Source organism: Micromonospora sp. CPCC 205546, assembly GCF_036902715.1.
Classification (GTDB): domain Bacteria; phylum Actinomycetota; class Actinomycetes; order Mycobacteriales; family Micromonosporaceae; genus Micromonospora.
Window position 1 is genome coordinate 76,516 of sequence record NZ_JBAKHL010000012.1, and the last position, 13,121, is coordinate 89,636.

11 protein-coding genes are annotated in these 13,121 nt (G+C 74.4%); 9 read left to right on the forward strand and 2 right to left on the reverse strand.

Annotation, left to right across the window (positions count from 1 at the left end; all coding sequences use genetic code 11):
* Positions 1 to 87: 87 nt before the first annotated feature.
* From V6U77_RS09690 to V6U77_RS09710, 5 genes are all read left to right on the forward strand, one after another.
* Positions 88 to 1,890 carry an AMP-dependent synthetase/ligase gene (locus tag V6U77_RS09690; RefSeq protein ID WP_334605911.1) on the forward strand — a complete coding sequence of 601 codons (1,803 nt, stop codon included), beginning with the start codon at positions 88 to 90 and terminating at the stop codon, positions 1,888 to 1,890.
* A gap of 14 nt (positions 1,891 to 1,904) precedes the next feature.
* Positions 1,905 to 3,596, forward strand: coding sequence for a sensor histidine kinase (locus V6U77_RS09695; protein ID WP_334605912.1), 1,692 nt, complete (start codon positions 1,905 to 1,907; stop codon positions 3,594 to 3,596).
* Between the two features lie 7 nt (positions 3,597 to 3,603).
* Positions 3,604 to 4,272, forward strand: a complete 669-nt coding sequence (locus V6U77_RS09700) for a response regulator transcription factor (RefSeq protein WP_007072219.1) — start codon at positions 3,604 to 3,606, stop codon at positions 4,270 to 4,272.
* 221 nt (positions 4,273 to 4,493) lie between these two features.
* The gene (locus V6U77_RS09705) at positions 4,494 to 5,303 is read left to right on the forward strand and encodes an SAM-dependent methyltransferase (protein WP_334605913.1); all 810 of its coding nucleotides are present in this window, start codon (positions 4,494 to 4,496) and stop codon (positions 5,301 to 5,303) included.
* Positions 5,304 to 5,418: 115 nt separating this feature from the next.
* A complete protein-coding gene (locus tag V6U77_RS09710; RefSeq protein ID WP_334605938.1) occupies positions 5,419 to 7,074 on the forward strand; it encodes a putative bifunctional diguanylate cyclase/phosphodiesterase in 1,656 nt (551 codons plus the stop codon).
* A gap of 127 nt (positions 7,075 to 7,201) precedes the next feature.
* Here V6U77_RS09710 and V6U77_RS09715 read toward each other — a convergent pair whose 3' ends face one another.
* Together V6U77_RS09715 and V6U77_RS09720 are read right to left on the reverse strand one after the other, a co-directional pair.
* Positions 7,202 to 8,326: a glycosyltransferase family 4 protein gene (locus V6U77_RS09715; protein ID WP_334605914.1), complete on the reverse strand. Its 1,125-nt coding sequence runs from the start codon at positions 8,324 to 8,326 to the stop codon at positions 7,202 to 7,204.
* A complete protein-coding gene (locus tag V6U77_RS09720; protein WP_334605915.1) occupies positions 8,323 to 9,582 on the reverse strand; it encodes a M48 family metallopeptidase in 1,260 nt (419 codons plus the stop codon). Before V6U77_RS09720 ends, V6U77_RS09715 begins: the two co-directional genes overlap by 4 nt.
* A gap of 251 nt (positions 9,583 to 9,833) precedes the next feature.
* Between V6U77_RS09720 and V6U77_RS09725 the strand changes: the two genes are divergently transcribed.
* The 4 genes from V6U77_RS09725 (at position 9,834) to V6U77_RS09740 (ending at position 13,094) form a co-directional block, all read left to right on the forward strand.
* Positions 9,834 to 10,349 carry a hypothetical protein gene (locus V6U77_RS09725; RefSeq protein WP_334605916.1) on the forward strand — a complete coding sequence of 172 codons (516 nt, stop codon included), beginning with the start codon at positions 9,834 to 9,836 and terminating at the stop codon, positions 10,347 to 10,349.
* 77 nt (positions 10,350 to 10,426) lie between these two features.
* Positions 10,427 to 11,272: a DUF4097 family beta strand repeat-containing protein gene (locus V6U77_RS09730; protein ID WP_334605917.1), complete on the forward strand. Its 846-nt coding sequence runs from the start codon at positions 10,427 to 10,429 to the stop codon at positions 11,270 to 11,272.
* A 77-nt stretch (positions 11,273 to 11,349) separates the two neighbouring features.
* A complete protein-coding gene (locus tag V6U77_RS09735; protein ID WP_334605918.1) occupies positions 11,350 to 12,306 on the forward strand; it encodes an ATP-binding cassette domain-containing protein in 957 nt (318 codons plus the stop codon).
* A complete protein-coding gene (locus V6U77_RS09740) occupies positions 12,303 to 13,094 on the forward strand; it encodes an ABC transporter permease (RefSeq protein ID WP_334605920.1) in 792 nt (263 codons plus the stop codon). The genes V6U77_RS09735 and V6U77_RS09740 overlap by 4 nt, the downstream gene beginning before the upstream one ends.
* Positions 13,095 to 13,121: the final 27 nt, after the last annotated feature.

The following is a 13,121-nucleotide window of genomic DNA, read 5'->3' on the forward strand; positions in this document are numbered from 1 at the left end:
TTTCATCCCGGCCACCTGGCCGGGTAGGTTTCGACAGAGCCGCCCGTGGCGGCCGGCCCGGCCAGTGTGAGCACGAGGGGAGTGCAGGTGCGCGAGTTCTCCGTCCCGCCTATCGTCACCGTCGGCGACGCGGCCAACCTCACCGATCCGGTCTGGGACAACGCCGAGGTCGCCCCGGAGGCGGTCCAGTTCGTCCGGCCCTCCGGCGCGGGGGACACCTGGGTCGACGTCACCTGCCGGCAGTTCCGCGACGAGGTCGTCGCCGCGGCCAGGGGCCTGGTCGCGGCCGGCGTGCAGCCCGGCGACCGGGTCGGCCTGATGAGCCGCACCCGCTACGAGTGGACCCTGCTGGACTACGCGATCTGGGCGGCCGGCGCGGTCACCGTGCCGATCTACGAGACCTCCAGCGCCGACCAGGCCGCCTGGATCCTGTCCGACTCCGGCGCGGTGGGCTGCGTGGTGGAGAGCAGCGCGCACGCCACCCTGGTCGCCGGCGTCCGGGACCGGCTGCCCGAGCTGCGCCACGTCTGGCAGATCGACCTCGACGCCGTGGACGAGCTGGTCCGCTCCGGCGCGTCGGTCGACGCGACGGAGATCGACCGGCGGCGGGCCGCCGTCCGCGCCGACGACCTCGCCACCATCATCTACACCAGCGGCACCACCGGCCGCCCCAAGGGCTGCGTGCTGACCCACCGGAACATGTACGCCGACATCGCCAACGCGGTGCCCGTGCTGCCGAACCTGTTCGGCGCCGGCGCCTCGACCCTGCTCTTCCTCCCGCTGGCGCACGCCTTCGCCCGGCTCATCCAGATCGGCGTGGTGCAGGCACGGGCCACCATGCGCCACTGCGCGGACTCCAGGAACCTGGTCGGCGAGCTGCAGGAGTTCCGCCCCACCTTCGTGCTCTCGGTCCCCCGGGTGTTCGAGAAGGTCTACAACGGCGCCAAGCAGAAGGCCGAGGCCGACGGCAAGGGCAGGATCTTCGCCCGCGCGGAGCAGGTCGCCATCGCCTACAGCGAGGCGCTGGAGACCCGCGGCGGTCCCGGCCTGGCGCTGCGCGCCCAGCACGCGCTCTTCGACAAGCTGGTCTACCGCAAGCTGCGGGCGGCCCTCGGCGGCCGGTGCCGCGACGCCATCTCCGGCGGCGCCCCGCTCGGCGCCCGTCTCGGCCACTTCTTCCGCGGCATCGGCGTGAACGTGTGCGAGGGCTACGGCCTGACCGAGACCTCGCCCGCCGCCGCCGCGAACCTGCCCGACGCCACCCGGATCGGCTCCGTCGGCCGCCCGCTGCCGGGCGTCACCATCCGCATCGAGGACGACGGCGAGATCCTGATCGCCGGCGACCTGGTCTTCCAGGGCTACTGGCGCAACGAGGAGGCGACCGCCGAGGCGCTCAGCGCGGACGGCTGGTTCCGCACCGGCGACCTGGGCCGGCTCGACGACGACGGCTTCCTGAGCATCACCGGCCGGAAGAAGGAGATCATCGTGACGGCCGGCGGCAAGAACGTCGCCCCGGCCGTGCTGGAGGACCAGGTCCGGGCCCACCCGCTGGTCAGCCAGTGCGTGGTGGTGGGCGACCGGGCGCCGTTCATCGCCGCGCTGGTCACCATCGACGAGGAGGCGCTGCCGCGCTGGCTCGCCTCGGCCGGCCTGCCCGAGGACACCCCCGTCGAGAAGCTGCGCGACCACGAGGGGCTGCGCGCCGAGATCCAGGGCGCCGTCGACACCGCGAACCAGGGGGTCTCCAAGGCCGAGGCGATCAAGGTGTTCCGGATCCTGCCCCACGACTTCACCGAGGCGACCGGCGAGCTGACGCCGTCGCTGAAGGTCAAGCGCCAGGTGGTGCACAGGTCGTACGCGGCGGAGATCGCCGACATCTACCGACGCTGACTACGATCCGTCACGTGCCCGCCTCCACGCCCCCCCAGCCGCATCCCCTCGCCGCCGCCGCGCGCGTGGTCATGCTGGCGCTCGTCGCCGTCCTGACCCAGTACGCCACACACGATCCCGGCCAGCTCCGGTGGATCGCGCTGCTGGCGGTCGCCGGGCTGCCCGCACTGCTGGCGCCCGAGCACCGGCCGATCGGCCCGCTCAGCCGGGTGGCCGAGGTGCTGGTGCTGGGGCTGGCCGCGAGCCAGATCGCCGCCGTGGCCACCGTCGGCGGGGACGTCAACAACGGACTGGGCGCCTCGGCGGTGCTGCCCTACCTGGCGGTCCCGGTGACCGTCACCGCGCTGCGCCGCCGGTTCCGCGAGGGCGTCGCCCTGCTGGCCGTCGCCACGGCCACCCTGCTGGTGGCCGGCGCCCTCACCGAGGTCGACGGCGAACGGCAGATCGGCCAGCTCGGCTACCTGGTGGTCTGCGCCCAGTGGCTGATCCTCGCCGGGCTCGGTCTCGCCGCCGCCAGCGGCCTGCACCGGGTCATGCAGGTCCGCAACGAGGGCAAGCCCCAGCCGTACGCCGAGGCGACCCGGCTGCTCACCCAGCTGCGCACGGTGGCCCGGCAGCTGCCCGGGGCCACCCTGGACCCGGGCGGCATCTCCGAGCACCTGCTGGAGGAGCTGCGCACGGTGGCCCGGGCGGACCGGGCGGCCGTGCTGTCGGCCAGCGGCGGTGGCCGGCTGGTCGTGCTCGCGCAGGTGGGCGTGGAGCGGGTCGACTGGGAGACGACGCTGGACGCGGACTCGGCCATCGCCGACGCGTGGGCCAGCCAGCAGCCGCACACCGCCGCCCGGTCGCAGGCCCGGTCGCACCGCGGCGGCGACGTCTCGGCCCTGATCGTGCCGCTGGTGGCCGGGGTGCGCACCGTCGGGCTGGTGGTGCTCGAGGCGGACGCGGCGCAGGCGTACCCGCCGCCGGTGGTGTCGCGGGTGACCGGGCTGACCCGCCCGGCCGCGCTGCGGCTGGAGGCGGCGCTGCTCTTCGACGAGGTCCGCTCGCTGGCCACCAACGAGGAACGGCAGCGGCTGGCCCGGGAGATCCACGACGGGGTGGCGCAGGAACTGGTGATGGTCGGCTACGGCATCGACAACGCCCTGGCCTACGTCGACGAGGACCCGCAGGAGACCGCCGAGGCGCTGCGCACCCTGCGCGGCGAGGTGACCCGGGTGATCACGGAGCTGCGGCTGAGCCTCTTCGAGCTGCGCAGCGAGGTGGACCGGCACGGCGGTCTGGCCGCCGCGATCGCCGAGTACGCCCGCACGGTGGGCGCCTCGGGCGGGCTGCGGGTGCACCTGTCCCTGGACGAGTCCACCGCCCGGCTGCCCGCCGCCACCGAGGCCGAGTTGCTGCGCATCGCCCAGGAGGCCGTCACCAACGCGCGCAAGCACGCGGGAGCGGCGAATCTCTGGGTCACCTGTGAGGTCGACCCTCCGTACGCGCAGATCGAAGTGTCGGATGACGGTCAGGGGATCGCTGACCAGCGCTCCGACGGGCACTACGGTCTTGCAATCATGGCCGAGAGGGCGGAACGTATCCGGGGCCGGTTGGAGATCAGGCCGCGGCAACCGAGCGGCACGACCGTCGCGGTGGTGCTCGGCTCGTCGCCCCGGCGCGATAACGTGCGCGGTAGCGCAGCCGTTGCAGAAGGGGAGTAACCCGAGGATGACCACAAGTCCGACACCGGCCACCCGTACCAAGGTCCTCCTTGTCGACGACCACGACCTGATCCGCAAGGGCCTGCGGCACGCGTTCGAACGCGACCGGCAGTTCGAGGTCGTCGGGGAGGCCGCCACGGCGGCGGAGGGCGTACGCCAGGCCGGCGCTCTTCAGCCGGACGTGGTGATCATGGACCTGCGGCTGCCCGACGGCAGCGGCCTGGAGGCCACCCGGGCGCTGCGCAAGTCCAGCGCCTCGATGGGCATCGTCGTGCTCACCATGTACGCCGGCGACGACCAGCTCTTCGGCGCCCTCGAGGCCGGGGCCAGCGCCTTCGTGCCGAAGACCGCGCCGGCCGACGAGGTGGTCGCCGCCGCCCGGCACGCCGCCTCCTCCCCCAGCGCCTTCACGGCCGCCGACCTGGCCGAGGCGATGAAGCGCCGGCTGGCCCCGTCCGGGCCGCAGCTCTCCCCCCGCGAGGGTCAGGTGCTGCGGCTGCTCGCCGACGGCATGAGCGTGGCGGGCATCGCCAAGCAGCTCTTCGTCAGCGAGTCCACCGCCAAGACCCACATCTCGAAGCTCTACGAGAAGCTGGGCGCGGCCAACCGCGCCCAGGCGCTGATGACCGCGCTGCGGCTCGGTCTGCTCGAGGCTCCGGACGCCCCGAAGTTCTGACCGGCTCCCCGCCGGAAGCTCGACGACGTACCACCGACGGGTCCGCGACCGCGACAGGCGGCGCGGACCCGTCGCACCGTCGCCTCCAGCGGCGCGGACCCGTCACCGTCGCGTCCAGCGGCGTCGAAGGGTTCCCGGCGCGCTATGGTCTCCCGGCCCGCCAGCCGGCAGAATACCGGCGCGGGCAACGGTGTTCCGCACCCGACAGGAGGGGTGAGCGCATGCAGCGGCCGGTCTGGGCTCCCGACGAGATCGACATCGAACGCCCCAGTGTGGCCCGCATGTACGACTACTACCTCGGCGGCTCGCACAACTTCGCGGTCGACCGGGCGGCGGCCCAGGCGATGGTGGCGGCGGTGCCGGAGGCCCCGCTGATGGCGCAGGCGAACCGCGCGTTCCTCCGCCGCGCGGTGCAGTTCCTCCTCGACGCCGGCGTCCGGCAGTTCCTCGACGTGGGCTCGGGCATCCCGACCGTCGGCAACGTGCACGAGATCGCCCAGCGCGAGGCCCCCGACGCCCGGGTGGTCTACGTCGACGTCGACCCGGTGGCGGTGGCCCACAGCCGGGAGATCCTCGAGGGCAACGACCGCGCCGTGGTGGTGCAGGAGGACCTTCGCCACCCCGAGCGCATCATCGCCCACCCCGACGTCCGCCGGCTGCTCGACTTCGACCAGCCGATCGCCGTGATGATCGTGGCGGTGCTGCACTTCGTGCCGGACGACGACCGACCGGCCGAGCTGCTGCGGACGCTGCGCGAGGCGTTGGCGCCGGGCAGCTACCTGGTGCTCTCGCAGGCCAGCGGCGACGGCCGCGGCGACGGCGAGCGGGCCGACGCCGAGCAGGTCTACCGCAGGACCGACAATCCGCTGTGGATCCGCAGCCGCGCCGAGCTGACCGGCCTCTTCGACGGTTTCGAGCTGGTCGAGCCCGGCGTGGTCTGGGTGCCGCAGTGGCGCCCGGAGTCCCCCGACAGCACCGAGGACGCCGAGCGGGCGGCCTTCATCGGCGGCGTCGGGCGACTCGGTGGATGAGCCACCCGGGGTGAGCCTCGTCGCCCCGACCGGCACCACCGTGCGGCACTCGACCCGCCCGGGAACCTTCGCCCGGGCGTGGGCCAAGGCGGTCTCCGGCACCAGTTACCTGCCGATGACCCAGGCCCAGCTCGAGGAACTGCTGCAACGCCTCACCGAGCAGCTCGCGGCGGCGCTGTTGGCCGAGCCGATCGACCTGCGGGTGGGGCACCGGGTGGGCACCGAACTGGTGGCCGCCCACATCGCCTCGGCCGAGGCGCTGGGTCGTACGGTCGAGGTCGTCCAGCTCCGGCTGGCCCGCGACCTCGGGCTGGTCGACGAGGAGGTCGAGGACCGGCTGGCCCGGCTGCTGGCCGCCGTGACCACCGGCTACGCCCGCGCGCTACGGGACCGGACGCTGGACGAGCAGGAGACGATCCGCCGGGCCGCGATGACCGCCCGGGCGGAGGCGGAGCGGGCGCTGCGCTCCAGCGAGGCGCGCTTCCGCCACCAGGCCACCCACGACCCGCTGACCGACCTGCCCAACCGCACCCTGCTGACTGAGCGCCTCCGCGCGGCCATCGACTCGCCCACCCGCGACACGGCGCGTCTCGGTGTCTGCTTCCTCGATCTCGACCGCTTCAAGGTGGTCAACGACTCGCACGGGCACCAGGTCGGCGACGGGCTGCTGGTGGCCGTGGCGGACCGGCTCCGCCGGGCCCTCGACGGGCATCTGGTCGCCCGCCTCGGCGGGGACGAGTTCGTCGTCCTGGTCGAGGGCACCACCGGCACCGGCGACGCCGTGGCCGTGGCCGAGGGCGCCCTCGCGGCGGTACGTGAGCCGGTGCTGGTGGACGGGCACGAACTGGCCGTCTCGGCGAGCATCGGCATCGTCGAGCGGGAGGTCGCGGGCGCCTCCCCCGGCGACCTGATGCGGGCGGCCGACAGCACGCTGCACTGGGCGAAGGCCGCCGGGGGCGACCGCTGGGTGCTCTACGACGCCGACCGGGACCGCCGGGACCTGGCCCGGTACGCGCTCTCCGCGGCCATCCCCGCGGCGCTGGAACGGGGCGAGTTCTATCTCGACTTCCAGCCGCTGACGTCGCTGCGCGACGGCCGGGTGCTCGGCATGGAGGCCCTGGTGCGCTGGCGGCACCCGGAGCTGGGCGTCCTGCGGCCCGACAGCTTCATCGGGCTGGCCGAGGAGACCGGGCTGATCGTCCCGCTCGGCGGGTGGGTGCTGGCCGAGGCGTGCCGGCAGGCCGAGAGCTGGGCCGTCGACGCCGGGCCCGCCCCGTTCGTCAGCGTCAACCTGGCCGTGCGCCAGGTACGCCGGGCCGGCCTCGTCCAGGAGGTACGCGCGCTGCTGCGGCACACCGGGTTGTCGCCCGAGCGGCTCCAGTTGGAGATCACCGAGAGCACCATGATGAGCACCGCCGAGGAGCCGGTCCGGGCGCTGCGGACGCTGGCGGACCTCGGCGTCCGGATCGCCATCGACGACTTCGGCACGGGCTACTGCAACCTGGCCTACCTGCGGGACCTCCCGGTCACCGAGCTGAAGGTGGCCGGGCAGTTCGTGGCCGGGCTGCGGGCGCCGGAGGCCCGCGCCGACGAGCGGATCCTCGCCTCGCTGGTCTCGCTGGCGCACGCCCTGGACCTGACCGTCACCGCCGAGGGCGTGGAGACCGCCGGGCAGGCCGAGCGACTGCGGGCGATCGGGTGCGACGCCGGCCAGGGCTGGCACTTCGGCCGCCCGGACTCCGCCGAACGCGTCCTGGCCCGCCTGCGCTGACAGGTCGCGCGCCCAGCCGCGGGGCCCGCGTCCGGGCCGCGTCGTGCGGCCGGACCCGCCGAGGCCGGCTCGGGCCACGTGCGCCGGCTGCTCCGGGTGACGTCGTCACGGGCAGCAGGGTGACGGGTCAGCCGGCGAGCAGGGTCGCCATCCGCTGCGCCTGCGCCTCCCAGCGCCACTCCCGCTCGACCCACGCGCGGCCGGCCGCGCCGAACTGGCGGGCCAGGTCCCGGTCGGCGAGCAGCATGGCCACCCGGTCGGCGAGCTGGGCGACGTCGCGACCCCGGACCACGAATCCCGTCTCGCCCTCGCGCACCGCGTCCGGTGCGCCGCCGGAGTCGCCGGCGACCACCGGCAGGCCGGTCGCGGAGGCCTCCAGGTAGACGATCCCGAGTCCCTCGACGTCCAGACCCCGGTTGCGGGTGCGGCAGGGCATGGCGTAGACGTCGCCCGCGGCGTAGTGGGCCGGCAGCTCGGCCGACGGCACGGAACCGGTGAAGACCACGTCCCGCTCGACGCCCGCCTGGCGGGCCAGCTTCTCCAACGTGGCCCGGTAGGGCCCGCCCCCGACCACCAGGAGCGCGGCGTCGGGCACGCGGCGACGGATCTCGGGCATCGCCCGGATCAGCATGTCCTGCCCCTTGCGCGGCACCAGCCGGGACACGCAGACCACCACCGGGCGGTCGGCCAGCCCGAGCCGGAGCCGGACCGGTTCGCCGTCGATCGACGGGTGGTAGGCGTCCACGTCGACCCCGGGGGCGAGCCGGTGCAGCTCGGTCACCCCGTGCAGCGCCCGCGCCAGCCGCACCCGGGTGTACTCCCCCAGGTAGGTCGTCACGTCGACGCCGCGCCCGATCCGCCGCAACGCGGCCCGGGCGGCCGGCAGCGCGGCCCAACCGACCTCGTGCCCGTGGGTCTGCGCCACGGCCCGACGGATGTCCGTGCGGCGGCGCAGTCCCGCCGCGAGCAGGCCGAGGGGGGCCGCCGCGCCGAACCACACCGTGTCGCAGTCGTACGCGCGCGCCAGGCGGGCGGCCCGGCGAGCCACCAACGGGGTGGGCAGCAGCACCCGGGTGCGGTCGCGGACCACCTCGAACGGCTGGTCGGCGTCGAACTTCTCCGCACCCCGCCACGTCGAGGCGTAGACCACCACCGACCCGGCGGGCTGGCGCACCGCGAGGTTGTGCACGAAGGACTGGATCCCCCCGGGGCGGGGCGGGAAGTCGTTGGTGATCAGCAGTGTGCGGCTCATCGGCCGGCCTCCCTGGCGTGGGCGCGGGCGGCGGCCATGCGCTCGACCGTCGACGGGTGCGTGGCGGAGTAGAGGTACTCCCAGCGCGGCGGATCGGGGTCGGCGAGGTTGATGCCGGCGAGCCGCCGCTGCATCGCCTCGAAGGCGGCCGGGTCGCCGGTCAACGCGAGCGCGTGCGCGTCGGCGCGTGCCTCCACCCGTCGCGACATCAGCGCCTGTGCCGGCGCGGAGACCAGTCCGGCCACCGTCACCAGGGCGACCAGTAGGGGAAACGCGCGCGGCTGGGCGACCGAGTCGACGCCGGCCAGCCGCAGCAGCGGGCCGGAGGAGCCGAGCAGGTAGAGCGCGACCACCGCGGCGGCGGCGCCCAGCGCCCCGGTCAGCGTGCCGACCGCGACGTCCCGGTCCTTGGCGTGCCCCAGCTCGTGCGCCACGACGGCGGTCACCTCGTCGGGCGTCGCCTCACGCAGCAGCGTGTCGTAGACCACCACCCGGCGGGTGGGCCCGAGCCCCGAGACGTACGCGTTGACCGCCCGGGTGCGGCGCGAGGCGTCGGCGACCAGCACGTCGCGCACCGGCACGCCGTCGCGGGCCGCCATGTCCGTCAGTCTGACCCGCAGCGGGCCCTGTTCCATCGGGGTGAACCTGTTGAAGACCGGCTCCACGAGCACCGGCAGCACGAAGGAGAGCAGCACCACCAGGGTCGCCGCGCCGGCCGCGCCGAACGCCCACCACCAGCGCGGCGACAGCCGGACGACGGTGTAGAAGCCGAGCAGCGCCACCGCGCCGATGACCGCGCTGACCGCGTACGACTTGAGCAGGTCGGCCGTCCAACCGCTCCAGCCGTTGGTGCTCAGCCCGTAGCGGGTGAGCACGGCCTGCCGCCAGGCGGCGAACGGGAGGGTCACCAGGTCGGCCACGAGCACCACGGCGAGCCCGCCGAGGACGGCCTGCGCGACCCAGTGGTCGCCGAACGGGCGGCCGGCCAGCTCGACGAGCCGGCTGCCCAGCGGGGTCAGGCCGAGCAGCAGGGCCACCAGCAGGCCGATCGCCAGCGCGGCCCAGCCTGTGGGGCGCAGCGCGGAACGGAACTCCCGGCTCCGGGCCACCTGGTCGGCGGGGAGATCACCCAACGCGGCGAGCTGGTCGGCGCGGGGGGCCGGCGGCCGGTGCCACGGGATCAGCACCGCCGCCGCGACGAGCAGGGCGAGGGTCAGCCCGGCGAGGGTGAGCAGGGCCCAGCCGCGCGGGGTCACCGCGGCCGTCCTGGCGTCGCGTCGTGGCGAGCAGTGCGCATCCGTACCCGCGTCATGCCGCCGCTCCCTCCGCCGTGACCGCCCATCCTATTGCCCGCCGCGACGGCCGCCGCGCCGCCGCCCGGGCGGCCCCGCACGCTGCGGTCCTGGCGGCCGATCCACCCCTCCTGGTGCCACTGCGTCGCCATCATGACGCCATCCGACGTCGATATGGCTTGCCATGACGCCATGGATGATGCCATAGTGACGTCATGGACCTGACGTCGTATGTCGACAACCTCCGGCAGGAACTCGCCGGCGTCGCCGAGCTCGGCGGCGACGAGGCCCGCGCACTCGCCGAGCGACTGGCGGGGCCGCTCGACTCGGCGCTCCGGCTGGCGCTCCTGGACGCGCTGACCGCGGCGGCGGCCGAGATCACCCGCGACCTGGCGCCCGGCTCGGTCGAGCTGCGCCTGCGCGGGCGGGAACCGAGCTTCGTCGTGACGCCACCGCCGGCCGGCCCCGAGTTCCAGGACGAAGCCGGGGCCCCCGAGCCGGCCGTCCCGCCACCGGCGGACGCCGAGGAGGGAGCCACCTCGCGGATCAGCTTCCGCCTCTCCGAACACCTCAAGAGCCGCATCGAGGAGGCGGCCGCCCGCGACGGCCTCTCGGTCAACGCGTGGCTGGTCCGGGCGGCCACGGCCGCCGTGGCGTCCAGCGGGGCGGAGCGCCACCCGCAGCGACGCGCCCCGCTCAGCGGGCAGCGCTACACCGGCTGGGCCCGCTGAACCGCCCGCCGGTCCGCCTCATCCCTCCCACCACCCGTCCCGGTCCGGGACGTCCACCCGTCAGAAGGGACTGCGCCGTGCCCACATTCGACACTCCGGCTCCGATCTCGGCCACCGTCGACCTCGTCGTCGGCGACGTCCAGGTCACCGCCACCGACCGCACCGACACGAACGTCGAGATCCGCCCGAGCGACGCCGCCGTCGAGGCCGACGTACGGGCGGCCGAACAGACCCGGGTGGAGTACGCCGACGGCCGGCTCGTGGTCAGGTCGCCCCGGCAGCGCGGATTCGGGCTGTTCGGCAAGCCCGGCTCGGTCGACGTGACGATCGGGTTGCCCACCGGCTCGCACCTGCGCGGCGAGGCCTCCGTGGCGGCGTTCCACGGCAGCGGCCGGCTCGGCAGCTGCCGGGTCCGGATCGCGACCGGCGACATCGGACTGGACCACGCCGCCGACGTGGACCTCGACACCTCCGCCGGCGGCGTCCGCGTCGAGCACGTGGCCGGTCCGGCCCGGATCAGCACCGGGTCGGGCCGGATCCGCGTGCAGCAGGTCGACGGCGACGCGGTGGTCAGGAACTCCAACGGCGACAGCTGGCTCGGCACGGTCACCGGCGAGGTGCGGGTCAAGAGCGCCAACGGCGAGACCACCGTGGACCGCGCGCACGGCTCGGTCACCGTCACGGCCGCCAACGGCGACATCCGGATCGGCGAGGTCTCGGCGGGGACGGTGTCGGTCCACACCGCGGCCGGCGGGCTCGACATCGGCGTGCGCTCCGGCACCGCCGCCCTGCTCGACCTGCACACCCAGTTCGGCCGCGTGGACAACCACCTGGAGGCGTACGAACCGCCCGTCGAGCCCGAGGGCGCCGTGCGGGTGACCGCCCGGACCTCCTTCGGCGACATCGTGATCCGCCGCTGCTGACCGCCCCCGTCCGCCCGCCCCGGCCCGACGGCCGGCCAGCCCTCGACCGGCCCGACGGCCGGCGTGAAGGAGAAGACATGCCACCCAGCTCGGCCCCGGCGGCCATCACGGTCACCGCCCTGCGGAAGTCCTTCGGCGATCACGTCGTGCTCGACGGGATCGACCTCACCGTCGCCGCAGGGACGATCTTCGCCCTGCTCGGCCCCAACGGCGCCGGCAAGACCACCACCGTGCAGATCCTGTCCACCCTGATCGGCGCCGACTCCGGCGAGGCACGGGTCGCCGGCCACGACGTCGCCCGGGAGCCCGACGCGGTACGCGCCGCGATCGGCGTGACCGGCCAGTTCTCCGCCGTCGACGGGCTGCTCACCGGCGAGGAGAACCTGCGGCTCATGGCCGACCTGCACCACCTGCCCCGGGCCGAGGGGCGGCAGCGCGCGCAGGGCCTGCTCAGGATGTTCGACCTGGTCGAGGCGGCCGGCAAGCCCGCCGCCAGCTACTCCGGCGGGATGCGCCGGCGACTCGACCTGGCGATGGGGCTGGTCGGCCGCCCCCGCGTCGTCTTCCTCGACGAGCCCACCACCGGGCTCGACCCGCGCAGCCGGCAGGCCATGTGGCAGATCGTCCGGGACCTGGTGGCGGACGGCGTCACCATCTTCCTCACCACCCAGTACCTGGAGGAGGCGGACCAGCTCGCCGACCGGATCGCCGTGCTCGACCACGGTCGCCTGGTGGCGGAGGGCAGCCCGGCGGAACTCAAGCGGCTCGTCCCCGGTGGGCACGTCAGCCTGCGGTTCGCCGACCGGGCCGCGTTCGACACGGCCGTCCGGGTGCTGCCCGGGCAGTCCCGCGACGCCGCCGACCTCACCCTGCACGTGCCCGGCGACGGCGACGTCAGGTCGCTGCGGAACCTGCTCGACCTGCTGGACAGCGAGTCGATCGCCGTGGAGTCGCTGTCCGTGCACACGCCCGATCTCGACGACGTCTTCCTGGCCCTCACCGGCCGACCCGAGAAGGTGGGAACCCCCCGATGAGCACCCTGACGTACGCCGTCCGCGACTCCGGCACGATGCTGCGCCGCAACCTGCGCCGCTGGGTGCGCTACCCGTCGATGACGGTGCTGCTCGTCGGCATGCCCGTCATGCTGCTGTTGCTGTTCGTCTACGTCTTCGGCGCCACCCTCGGCGCCGGACTGGGCGGCGGTTCGGGCGACCGGGGCGACTACGTCAACTACGTCACCCCCGGGATCCTGCTGATAACCGCCGGCCTGGCGGCCACCGGGACGGCGGTGTCAGTCGCGATGGACATGACCGAGGGCATCATCGCCCGGTTCCGGACCATGGCGATCGCCCGGGCGTCGGTGCTGACCGGCCACGTGCTGGGCAGCCTGACGCAGACCATGCTCAGCCTGGCGGTGGTCACCGGAATCGCCCTGCTGATCGGATTCCGGCCCACCACGGGCGCGACGGCCTGGCTGGCGGCCGCCGGCGTGCTGGTCATGACCGCCTTCGCCTTCACCTGGCTCTCGGTCGCGCTGGGGCTGGTCTCCAAGAGCGTCGAGACGGCGAGCAACCTCCCCATGCCGCTGACCTACCTGCCCTTCATCGGCAGCGGGTTCGTGCCCACCGACTCGATGCCCGACGGGCTGCGCCAGTTCGCCGAGTATCAGCCCTTCACCCCCATCATCGAGACCCTGCGCGGCCTGTTGACCGGCGGACCGGTGGGGACGAACGCCGCTCTCGCGGCGGCCTGGTGCGCCACCATCGCGCTGGTCGGCTACCTCTGGGCGAAGAAGCTGTTCAACCGGGACCCGTCCCGCTGACCGTCATCCCCCGACGCCCGTTCCCCG